The 10093-nt window shown below is 50.3% G+C and carries 13 protein-coding genes; 1 reads left to right on the top strand and 12 read right to left on the bottom strand.

Annotated features, from left to right (window positions below; genetic code table 11):
- Positions 1–44 precede the first annotated feature (44 nt).
- From ACEVJL_RS16840 to ACEVJL_RS16540, 12 genes are all read right to left on the bottom strand, one after another.
- Positions 45–242, bottom strand: coding sequence for an HTH domain-containing protein (locus ACEVJL_RS16840; protein WP_425475204.1), 198 nt, complete (start codon positions 240–242; stop codon positions 45–47).
- A 275-nt stretch (positions 243–517) separates the two neighbouring features.
- Positions 518–1312, bottom strand: coding sequence for an aminoglycoside O-phosphotransferase APH(3')-IIIa (gene aph(3')-IIIa, locus ACEVJL_RS16590; RefSeq protein ID WP_001096887.1), 795 nt, complete (start codon positions 1310–1312; stop codon positions 518–520).
- Between the two features lie 92 nt (positions 1313–1404).
- Complete coding sequence (gene sat4 / locus ACEVJL_RS16585; protein WP_000627290.1) at positions 1405–1947, bottom strand: streptothricin N-acetyltransferase Sat4; 543 nt, start codon at positions 1945–1947, stop codon at positions 1405–1407.
- Positions 1944–2852: an aminoglycoside nucleotidyltransferase ANT(6)-Ia gene (locus ACEVJL_RS16580; RefSeq protein WP_001255866.1), complete on the bottom strand. Its 909-nt coding sequence runs from the start codon at positions 2850–2852 to the stop codon at positions 1944–1946. Before ACEVJL_RS16580 ends, sat4 begins: the two co-directional genes overlap by 4 nt.
- A gap of 32 nt (positions 2853–2884) precedes the next feature.
- On the bottom strand, positions 2885–3619 hold the full coding sequence (locus tag ACEVJL_RS16575; RefSeq protein WP_000662263.1) for a class I SAM-dependent methyltransferase: 735 nt from the start codon (positions 3617–3619) through the stop codon (positions 2885–2887).
- Positions 3600–3929: a hypothetical protein gene (locus ACEVJL_RS16570; RefSeq protein WP_425475203.1), complete on the bottom strand. Its 330-nt coding sequence runs from the start codon at positions 3927–3929 to the stop codon at positions 3600–3602. Before ACEVJL_RS16570 ends, ACEVJL_RS16575 begins: the two co-directional genes overlap by 20 nt.
- Positions 3930–4161: 232 nt before the next feature.
- Positions 4162–5778 (bottom strand): recombinase family protein, encoded by a 1617-nt coding sequence (locus ACEVJL_RS16565; protein ID WP_091132806.1) that lies wholly within the window; start codon positions 5776–5778, stop codon positions 4162–4164.
- 143 nt (positions 5779–5921) lie between these two features.
- On the bottom strand, positions 5922–6104 hold the full coding sequence (locus tag ACEVJL_RS16560; protein ID WP_091132804.1) for a transposon-encoded TnpW family protein: 183 nt from the start codon (positions 6102–6104) through the stop codon (positions 5922–5924).
- Between the two features lie 134 nt (positions 6105–6238).
- The gene (locus ACEVJL_RS16555; protein WP_091132801.1) at positions 6239–6598 is read right to left on the bottom strand and encodes a cysteine-rich VLP domain-containing protein; all 360 of its coding nucleotides are present in this window, start codon (positions 6596–6598) and stop codon (positions 6239–6241) included.
- Positions 6588–8147 carry a relaxase/mobilization nuclease domain-containing protein gene (locus ACEVJL_RS16550; RefSeq protein ID WP_091132798.1) on the bottom strand — a complete coding sequence of 520 codons (1560 nt, stop codon included), beginning with the start codon at positions 8145–8147 and terminating at the stop codon, positions 6588–6590. Before ACEVJL_RS16550 ends, ACEVJL_RS16555 begins: the two co-directional genes overlap by 11 nt.
- Entirely contained in the window at positions 8119–8517 is a 399-nt protein-coding gene (locus ACEVJL_RS16545; protein ID WP_177187319.1) for a plasmid mobilization protein, read from the bottom strand. The genes ACEVJL_RS16550 and ACEVJL_RS16545 overlap by 29 nt, the downstream gene beginning before the upstream one ends.
- A 451-nt stretch (positions 8518–8968) precedes the next feature.
- The gene (locus tag ACEVJL_RS16540) at positions 8969–9241 is read right to left on the bottom strand and encodes a hypothetical protein (RefSeq protein WP_374738467.1); all 273 of its coding nucleotides are present in this window, start codon (positions 9239–9241) and stop codon (positions 8969–8971) included.
- Between the two features lie 201 nt (positions 9242–9442).
- On the opposite strand from ACEVJL_RS16540, the gene ACEVJL_RS16535 reads away from it, so the two are divergent.
- Positions 9443–10093: MFS transporter (locus ACEVJL_RS16535; protein ID WP_374738466.1), on the top strand; the 651-nt coding region annotated here is incomplete at its 3' end.

The raw sequence follows: 10093 nt of genomic DNA, 5'->3' as shown, positions 1-10093 counted from the left end.
CAAAGCACTACACCGTGGTGATTAAACCTAAAATGACCACCTAATTACGGGTGGCCGCTGCGCCGCAAGGTGGCCGCTGGTGACCGCACCGGTGGCCGCCGAGCGCCGCAGAATGCAGTCCGGATATCTCTGTAAACTGTCCTTAAGCTTATATTAAATCGCTGTGCAATTTCTTTGGCAGGAATTATTTTTTTTGATTGCAGCTGAATAAGAATAGAGGTTACTCTGTTAATCCTGTTCAAATTTTATTCCTCCTCTGTGACTTCCATAAAAAGTATATCCTATGCGTTCTTAAGCTAGCTGCTGTTAGTGCTTCTCATTGCACCCTGGTTATAAAAGCCATACTCACAAACCTCTTCACCAAAACTCTTTACATCTCTAATATAGAACTCTATCTAGCGAACTTTTAGAAAAGATATAAAACATCAGAGTATGGACAGTTGCGGATGTACTTCAGAAAAGATTAGATGTCTAAAAAGCTTGTAGTTAAAGCTTTTTAGACATCTAAATCTAGGTACTAAAACAATTCATCCAGTAAAATATAATATTTTATTTTCTCCCAATCAGGCTTGATCCCCAGTAAGTCAAAAAATAGCTCGACATACTGTTCTTCCCCGATATCCTCCCTGATCGACCGGACGCAGAAGGCAATGTCATACCACTTGTCCGCCCTGCCGCTTCTCCCAAGATCAATAAAGCCACTTACTTTGCCATCTTTCACAAAGATGTTGCTGTCTCCCAGGTCGCCGTGGGAAAAGACAAGTTCCTCTTCGGGCTTTTCCGTCTTTAAAAAATCATACAGCTCGCGCGGATCTTTAAATGGAGTGTCTTCTTCCCAGTTTTCGCAATCCACATCGGCCAGATCGTTATTCAGTAAGTAATCCAATTCGGCTAAGCGGCTGTCTAAGCTATTCGTATAGGGACAATCCGATATGTCGATGGAGTGAAAGAGCCTGATGCACTCCGCATACAGCTCGATAATCTTTTCAGGGCTTTGTTCATCTTCATACTCTTCCGAGCAAAGGACGCCATCGGCCTCACTCATGAGCAGATTGCTCCAGCCATCATGCCGTTCAAAGTGCAGGACCTTTGGAACAGGCAGCTTTCCTTCCAGCCATAGCATCATGTCCTTTTCCCGTTCCACATCATAGGTGGTCCCTTTATACCGGCTGTCCGTCATTTTTAAATATAGGTTTTCATTTTCTCCCACCAGCTTATATACCTTAGCAGGAGACATTCCTTCCGTATCTTTTACGCAGCGGTATTTTTCGATCAGTTTTTTCAATTCCGGTGATATTCTCATTTTAGCCATTTATTATTTCCTTCCTCTTTTCTACAGTATTTAAAGATACCCCAAGAAGCTAATTATAACAAGACGAACTCCAATTCACTGTTCCTTGCATTCTAAAACCTTAAATACCAGAAAACAGCTTTTTCAAAGTTGTTTTCAAAGTTGGCGTATAACATAGTATCGACGGAGCCGATTTTGAAACCACAATTATGATAGAATTTACAAGCTATAAGGTTATTGTCCTGGGTTTCAAGCATTAGTCCATGCAAGTTTTTATGCTTTGCCCATTCTATAGATATATTGATAAGCGCGCTGCCTATGCCTTGCCCCCTGAAATCCTTACATACGGCGATATCTTCTATATAAGCGTACCGGTTCCAATTTTTTCGCAGTTTAACTTTTCCGACGCATTTATCGTCTTGGTAGTAAAGATATATTATCTTATCAGTATTGTCAATATATTCAAGGCAATCTGCCTCCTCATCCTCTTCATCCTCTTCGTCTTGGTAGCTTTTTAAATATGGCGCTTCATAGAGTAATTCTGTAAAGGTCCAATTCTCGTTTTCATACCTCGGTATAATCTTACCTATCACCTCAAATGGTTCGCTGGGTTTATCGATATCTTTCAGGTGCCCTGCTTTCATTTCTGTAATCACTGTTCCCGCCTCTCTTCTATATCAGCGGCATATGTGCTATCCAGGCAGCCGGTTTTACCAGTGTATTTTTTATACATGTCCCTGGTATATTTTGTTATATTCCTATCATACTCCGGATAGGCATAATGAAGCCTTTCCGCCACCTCACCGGATACCGCCCTGAACAATTGATGGCATAGAAATAATGCTTCCCATATGTTTTCATAGGAATCCATCCGGTAGGTGGACAAAAGTTTCTCCCACAAATCCTCGGATATATACCTTTCAATAAACTTATAGTTCTTGCCTACACTTAATTTAAAGCCTGTTTCGATGCCGACCTTCCATGATATCATTCTCAGCAGCTCATGGCGAACAATCTGATTAAAATGATCAATAGCAAATAAAATTTCCTTACGGCACAATCCTTTAATAACATAAGGTGTTACATTCCAAAATTCATTGCAGCAATCATCATACTCCCTTGCGCTTGGCTTTCTTACATGATAATCTATATCAGTCGGAACTATGTCCCTTTTAATTCTACAATCTTTATCAATTAGAACCTTTATTAATTTATCGCCCTTTAGGTAATTATCTAACTCTTCCAAGGGCAATAAGGTAAGATCAATTTTATTGTAATCATCAAATAGCATAAGATAGGAAAATCCCTTTTCTTCAGGTGGGAATAATTCCATATCCTCCGGCTTTTGCATCATTATTATATTCCCAAATTGATTAAGCCAGTCATCATTAGATATAAACGGTTCTATATCACTTACAAAATATGTAATATCATAATCCTGAAATTCATCTTTAGGTATATTAATATTTGCGCGTGACCCCTCAAGGGTCACAATTCGAATACGTTCATCCTGTTCTGCTAAAGAAAGTACTAAATCCATCATTTCTTTTTCTGATCTCATTTACATACTCCTCGTTTATTTTTTCTATATTATTACATCTTCTTTTTTGCCGATACAATCAGCATCATTGGGCGTCGCATTTCATCCGCCATCCCCGGAATATCCATCATGTTCTCTGGCGGCTGTGGCTCCACAATCTGATTTATTATAAAACTATTTGAAAGCAGTGTATTTAGATATGTGGTCAGTGTTCTATGATATTTTGTAACCTTTTCTTCCAAAAACATAGCTGTCCGTTTGCCCTCATAATAATAATTGTCCACCGGGAAATGCAGTATTTCTCCTTTTTCGTTATAATACCAGTCTTGTGTTCCATGAGCAGTAAAAACAGGATGTTCAACTGTAAAAACTAAATTGCCACCAGCCTTCAGCATCCTATATATCTTTTTTATTAAATTCTCATAGTCTGCTACATAATGAAACGCAAGCGAACTTAGTATTACATCAAAGCTCTCCTCTGGGAAATCCACATCTTCTATGGCACAGCATTCATATTCAATCTGTGGAAAATGGGTTTTTCCTTTTGCTACTTCGAGCATTTTATGAGAAATATCAACACCTACTACAGAGGAAGCACCGTTTTCCATCGCATATATACAGTGCCATCCATAGCCGCATCCTAAATCAAGCACACGCTTACCCTTAAAATCAGGTAGCATCTTTTTCAAAGTCTCCCATTCTCCCGCACCAGCCAGTCCTTTCTGCGAGCGACTCATTTGACTGTATTTTTGAAAAAATATATTATCATCATATTTGTTTTCTTTCATCTGAACTCTCCTCGTTTAAAAAGTTATTTATCTCCGATACAATTTCATTCACTTCATTATAAAGCTTCTCGGTCATGTCGTAGCATTCAAAAAGTGAGATACCGAGTACTTCAAAAATATGATTTACCTTCTCGGTATATTTTTCAGGTTTATGTTCAAAAGTTTCAAGCAGTTTTATAGCTTTCTTTTCGTTGATACAATAAGCATTATTACATGCAAATAACACTTGATTTAAACATGAAACTATACGAAAAACATGACCCGCAATATAATATTTATCGTCTGTTCCCGAATTTGCTTTTACAAACATTAAAGAGAACCCTGCTTCAAACATAAAAAAGTTAACTAAACTTTTCTGCAAAGCATTGGGATAAGTTCTTGACCTCTAACAAATTCATATCAGATTACACCTCTTTCTGTCTTGGTATAGAAAGAGTAGCACGTCAACCCTACTGCATTAGCTCACTACGGATAAAGAAGCAAGGAGAGGTTAAAAATTTTTGCCGTTCCCATCCGGCGGGGCCTCGCCGGATAGGTCTGGCTCAATCGTCGGGCAAGTCCACCTTGCCTACAAAAGAATAATAAATCTCGATGTCCTGGTGGCGCGTTCCCTGCTCGTCCTTCCAGCACTCATGCACCACGATCTTCTCCACGAACTCCCGCAGGAGGGTGGGGGTCAGCTCCTCAAAGCTGGTGTACTTCCGCACAACGGCCATGAACTTCTCCACGTTCACAGCGGCCTCCTGCGCCTGCCCCAGCTCCGCCTGTAACTCGGCGGCACGGGCCTTCAGCGTGGCCTGCTCCTGCTCATAATCGGTGGACAACTCCATGAAACGCTCGTCCGTAATGCGCCCGCTCACGCTGTCCTCATACAGACGCTTGAAGATGCCGTTCAACTCTCCGATACGCTTCTGCGCCGCCTCCAGCTCGCGGCGGCGGGCGGCGTTCTTCCGCTTACCGCCGTCCTCGTTCTGTGCCATCAGCAGCTTCATAAACCGGGCCTCATGCTTGGCGGCGTAGCTGGTGACTTTCCGCAGATTTTCCGTCACGCCCGCCGTCAGAAGGTCGGTGCGGATGAAATGTGCCGTACAATCGGCGGTGCGCTTCTTGTAGCTGCCGCAGATGTAGCAGTCCTGCCGCCGCTTGTTCGTTTCATACCTCTGCTGGTACATGACGCTGCCGCAGTCGGCGCAGAACAACAGACCGGAGAACAGGCCAACCTCGCCGTAGCGGTTGGGCCGCTTTCGCTGTTTGCGAAGCTCCTGCACTCGCTCCCAGGTGGCCTCGTCAATGATGGCCTCGTGGGTATGCTCAAAGACCATTATCTTGTCCTCTGGGTTGGCAACGCTGGTCTTGACCTTGTAGGACACCTTCTCCGTCTTGAAGTTGACGGTATGCCCCAGGTACTCCCGGCGCTCCAGGATGTGCGCCACGGTGTTGCTCGACCACTTACAGGGGTAGTCCGGGTAGTAACGGCGGGTGCTGCCGGTGCGCCGGTACTCCATCGTCCCCGGCGTGGGGATGTTCTGCTCGGTCAGCATCCGGGCAATCTTGGTGGGGCCGTTCCCGGCAAGGCACAGACTGAATATCTGCTTTACAACAGGTGCGGCCTCCGGGTCAACAACGAAGTGTCCGTCCGGGCCTTTCAGATAGCCATAGACCGGCTGGCTGGTGATGGGTTTTCCGCTCATGCCTTTAGCCCGGAAAACCGCTTTGATTTTCTTGCTCGTGTCCCTCACCATCCATTCATTAAATAAATTCCGCAAGGCGCTCATGTCGTTGTCGCCCTGGGCGCTGTCCACGCCGTCATTGATGGCGATAAAGCGGACGCCTTTCTTTGGGAAGGTAATTTCTGTAAATAGGCCCACTTGCAGATAATTCCGTCCCAGGCGTGAGAGGTCTTTCGTCACGACCGTCTTGACCGCGCCGCTCTCCACAGCGTCCATCATCTCGGTGAAGCCGGGCCGCTGGAAGTTGGCTCCGCTCCATCCGTCATCCACGAAAAACTGATAGGGCATCAGGCTATGCTCACGGGCGTAGCTTTCGAGGATGCGCTTTTGATTGGAAATCGAGTTGCTCTCGCCCTGCAATTCATCGTCGCGGCTGAGGCGGCAGTACAAGGCGGTGATGGGGGCTTGCATGGGTTGCTGTCTTAACATCGTTTCCTCCAATCCGACAGCCCCGGCCCCGCTATTCCGATGGCAACAGTATAGCACAGGCCGGGGCGGTTGTATAGTGCTTTTTACTTCCTTACAAGAAAAAGTTTTAAGCTGAGGATTATCGCGGAACTACCGGCAGGAGGTCACGGGCCGGGGCTGATCTGGCAGCGGCTTTCGGCCTCCAGGACTTTCGCCATTTTGTCGGCGGCGGTGTCGGTGGTGTCCTGCTTGAAGTAGCCGGAAACGGTGAGGACGGTGTTGCCCATGCGGATTTCAGTCACGCAGTCCGGGCGGCGGGTGGTGGTCTTGCTGGGGGTGTCGGTCATAGGCGGCTCCTTTCAAATTTTTGTTGTGGACATTTAGAGGGCCATTTTCGAGGCCCGGAATGGTAGTACACAGCTCCCCTATTGAGGACGGCCCAAAAGCCCCGTGATACCGGGCTTTTCAAGGGCCTAAACCGTTACATGGCGGCCCGGTGGCGGCGCACCCGCTCACGGGTCTTGCGGCGTTCTTCCTCCTTGGCGCACTCCGGGCAGTATTTGGCCCGGTTGGATTTTGGGATGTACCAGCCACCGCACAGGACGCACTTTTTTCTTTCCCGGCGGTGGAGCAGGGCGGCGCACAGGCTTTCGTCCAGAGGCAGCACAGCCGCCCGAAACCAGCGGCAGATCAGCGAATAGGAAATGCTCTGCGGGCAGACACATTCCTCCCCATCGTCCAGCAGAAGGCAGTTCCCGCCGTCATAGTTGCAGCAGTCATGCACCAATCGCCGGACGGCCCGGTACTGCGGATAGGTCAGCCGGACGGCGTTATCGGTCATGCTCGTCCCTCCGCTGGCTGGGCGCACCGTGAAGCACCTGGTCGATGTTCCGCTTGACGGTCAGCAGCTCGTCCGCCTCCCGCTTACGCTCCTGATACTCATTGTACCCGGCGTTCTTCTCGGACATCAGGGCCTCGATCTCCGCCGTCAGCTCCTTGACGGTGGGCAGCTTGGTGATGCCGTTGGCCTTGAAGAAACGAATGGTGGCCTCGGAGAGGAGAAGATCACCTTCATGCTCCTGCCGGTAGGCGGCGCGGGCCTTGGGCGTTTTCTGTGCGGCGAGGCCATCCCGGACTGCTTTGGTGTTCCGGTAGATGATGATCTGCCGCCGCAGCTCCTTTTTTTCTTTCAAGGCCAATTCCTTCGGCTTCAAGCTGGCGGCGCTGTCACGCACAGCGGCAAAGGCGGCGGACACGGCGGCGTCCAACTCCTCCGGCGAGGAAAAGCCATACTCGGTATAGACGTTGACCGAGTTTGCTATCTGCTTCAGGTTGAACACGGACGCCCATTGCTGGTAGCCGATGCCCTTGCCCTCGGCTTTCTTGGCCTCAATGTCCACCATGCGCTGGACGCCCTGGGGCTGGCGAAGCTGCTCCCGGATGCTGGGCTTGGCTCCCAGGCTGGGACGGGCGGCGTTGCGTTCCAGAGCGGCACCGACGGCGGCGCGGTCGAAATCGTCCCCCAGCTTCCGGGCGGTGATGGGCTTGGCCCGGTCGGGGGTGAGGTAGGACAACCGGCCCCGGCTCTCCTTGACGGTGATGCCCCGCTGTAACAGCCGCTGGGCAAAGTCCTCGAAGCTGACGGCCAGGTTGAGGACGGCCCGGATCTCCCGGCGCAGCTTCTCCTTGTCCGTTTCAAACTTGGTGGGCGGCTTACCCTGGGCGGCGGCTTCGGTGTCCAGAGCAAGCTGCCCTTTCTTCTGCGCCCAATACTCCCGTTCGGTGACACGGTTTTTGCTCCCGCCCAGCAAGTCGATTTGGTACAGCCCCGCCCCCTGGCACAGCTCCATGACCTCGGCCCGGAAGTGGCGCATGGCTGCGGCGGTGCAGCGGTGCTTGGCTCCGGCCTGGGTGTCGCTGGCTCTGTCCATGTACGGTTTGCGCTCCACCTCGGCCACCCGCAGGGAGTTGATAACGATATGGACATGGATGTTGCCGCTGTGGTTGTGACCGTCCGGGTGGGTGCAGACCAGGGCCTGGTGTCCGGGGAACTGCTCGGCACAGAACCGCTCCCCCAGCGCCTGGGCCTTGTCCATTGTCAGGCCGTGGTCGGGGCCGTCCCTGGGGTCAAAGGACAGGATGTAGTGATGGCTTTTCACGTCCTCCCTCTGCTGGTTTTTTCCATAGCGGAGATTGGCCCGCATACAGGCTACGGCGAAGTCCTCCTCGCCGCAATTCAAAGAAGAAATGCGGTAGTCCTGACGGGGGACAAGCCGCCCGTTCTCGTCCAGGATGGGCTTGCCGGTGAACTCGTCATGCTCAAAGGTGAGGTACTGCTCCGCCACGCCGTAGTCGGCATTTTTAGAGCTTAAATGTTTCAGTGTTGCCAATGGCTTCACCTACCTCTCGAAGCACCTGGAACTTGAGGGCAGCGAGGTCGGACAGCTCCGCCCGAACCTCGGCGGCGAGGGTGTTGTACGGTGCTCCGTACTCGTTCAGATACCGGGCAATCTGATTGAGGTTGCCGCCGATTTTCCCATACTCCCCGGTCAGCCTGCCCACGGCGGCAAGCAGCTCGTCATTGACGGGGGACACGATGATGATGGGCTTGACGGTCGCGCCGGTGATGGCCTGCCGGATAAATTCGGACTGGCTCATGCCGTAGGCGGTCAGGCGCTCCATGAAGTCGGCGTGTTCTTCTTCGGTCACACGGGTCTTGATGATGTGGGTGCGGTGGGGCGTGTTGTAGCGTTTGGACAATAAACTTTTACCTCCTGTTTTGAAATTCCCTTTAGGGTATAGTTCGCCCATTATACACCTTTCAAGTTTTCCATATTCAGTTGTCATGGGCGATGTGTTACGCGATGGAAAAGGGAACATCAGGCTTTGGAAAAACACAATGCACCCAGGTGGTCAAGACCATCTGGGTGCAGAGAATTTTACTGATATTCACTTTTTATATCGCTCATCGTTAAGACTATTATAGAGCGAATGTAAAGTATTGTCAATGCGTTTTGAGGTCTAGTTTTGTCGAATTGGCCCGATGGAACAGTACAGACGCAAAGCGGGTGTACTATTCCGGCGGGTGCGCCGCTCTGCGGCGATTGCGGAAACGGCTTCCGATTTCCGCCTGGTCAGGCGAGAACGCAACAGGCGGGGCTGACGGATTTTTGTGGCGCGGCTGCGCCACAACACCGGCGCGGAGCGCCGGTCAGCAGGGTTTGGGGAAGGCACTCCCCAACAAGTAGCAGACCAGGGGAACAAATGAGCGGAGCGAAATTTGGGCCACGGGTCGATACTTGCTCTCGCTCTCGCTCTCGCTCTCGCTCTCGCTCTCGCTCTCGCTCTCGCTCTCGCTCTCGCTCTCGCTCTCGCTCTCGCTCTCGCTCTCGCTCTCGCTCTCGCTCTCGCTCTCGCTCTCGCTTCTCTTTACATTGACAACACAAAGCCCATTTGCTATAATATCGCGAAGAAGAACAGCCATGTTGTTCTAATTTCAGTATCGGAGGTATTCATATGGCAAACTGCAAAAACAGAAACAAGTCTTTTAACGGCGCTTTGGGCACTTTAGGAGGCCTTTTCTAAAATCACTGTTAGAAAGGGCTGAGAAGTTTGCCCTTCCTGCGCGGCAGTCGGGCTTGTTTCACAAAACAACCCACTGATTCGTAAAGGAGAATGTAACTTCATGTTTGCTAAAAATTCAAAGGCATATTCTGTCTACCTGCTGTTCCGATTTGTCTTTTCCCTGGCGGTTTCTATGTCCACAGTGCTTTCCATCGTGTACCACCTGGAGGTGGTGCAGCTGGATGCTTTCCAGCTTGTCCTGGTAGGGACGGTTCTGGAGACCTCCTGCTTTCTGTTCGAGATACCCACCGGTGTGGTGGCGGATTTGTATAGCCGTCGGCGCTCGGTGCTGATTGGAATGTTCCTCTACGGCCTGGGCTTTCTGATGGAGGGTGCGCTACCGTGGTTCGCGCCGGTTCTGCTGGCCCAGGTTGTCTGGGGTTGCGGTGATACCTTCATCACCGGCGCTCTGGAGGCGTGGATTGCCTCGGAGGAAGAGGACAAACCCATAGACAAGGTGTTCCTGCGGGGCAGTCAAATGGGGCAAATCGGCGGCGTTCTGGGCGTGGTGCTGGGCACACTGCTGGGAAACATAAACCTGCAAATGCCTGTCATCTTGGGGGGCAGTTTGTGCTTGTTGTTGGGGCTGGTGTTGGTTCGCATCATGCCAGAAACCAACTTCTCCCCTGCTATTGAGGAACGGCAGGGCTTGCTTAAAGACTTTGTCTGCCTGTTCAAGCTCAACCTGGGCTTTGTGAAAGGCGCACCTGTG

The sequence above is a fragment of the Flintibacter porci genome, assembly GCF_041925195.1.
GTDB lineage: Bacteria > Bacillota > Clostridia > Oscillospirales > Oscillospiraceae > Lawsonibacter > Lawsonibacter porci.
The sequence above is the reverse complement of the archived record's forward strand: the minus strand, read 5'-3'. Positions and strand labels throughout refer to the sequence as shown.

Excerpts from the sequence above, each read along its gene's own strand:
- ACEVJL_RS16540 (WP_374738467.1), bottom strand. The coding sequence starts at position 9,241 with ATGGCTGTTCTTCTTCGCGATATTATAGCAAATGGGCTTTGTGTTGTC.
- ACEVJL_RS16570 (WP_425475203.1), bottom strand. The coding sequence starts at position 3,929 with ATGTTTGTAAAAGCAAATTCGGGAACAGACGATAAATATTATATTGCG.
- ACEVJL_RS16580 (WP_001255866.1), bottom strand. The coding sequence starts at position 2,852 with ATGAGATCAGAAAAAGAAATGATGGATTTAGTACTTTCTTTAGCAGAA.
- ACEVJL_RS16565 (WP_091132806.1), bottom strand. The coding sequence starts at position 5,778 with ATGTTAAGACAGCAACCCATGCAAGCCCCCATCACCGCCTTGTACTGC.
- ACEVJL_RS16555 (WP_091132801.1), bottom strand. The coding sequence starts at position 6,598 with ATGACCGATAACGCCGTCCGGCTGACCTATCCGCAGTACCGGGCCGTC.
- ACEVJL_RS16575 (WP_000662263.1), bottom strand. The coding sequence starts at position 3,619 with ATGAAAGAAAACAAATATGATGATAATATATTTTTTCAAAAATACAGT.
- ACEVJL_RS16560 (WP_091132804.1), bottom strand. The coding sequence starts at position 6,104 with ATGACCGACACCCCCAGCAAGACCACCACCCGCCGCCCGGACTGCGTG.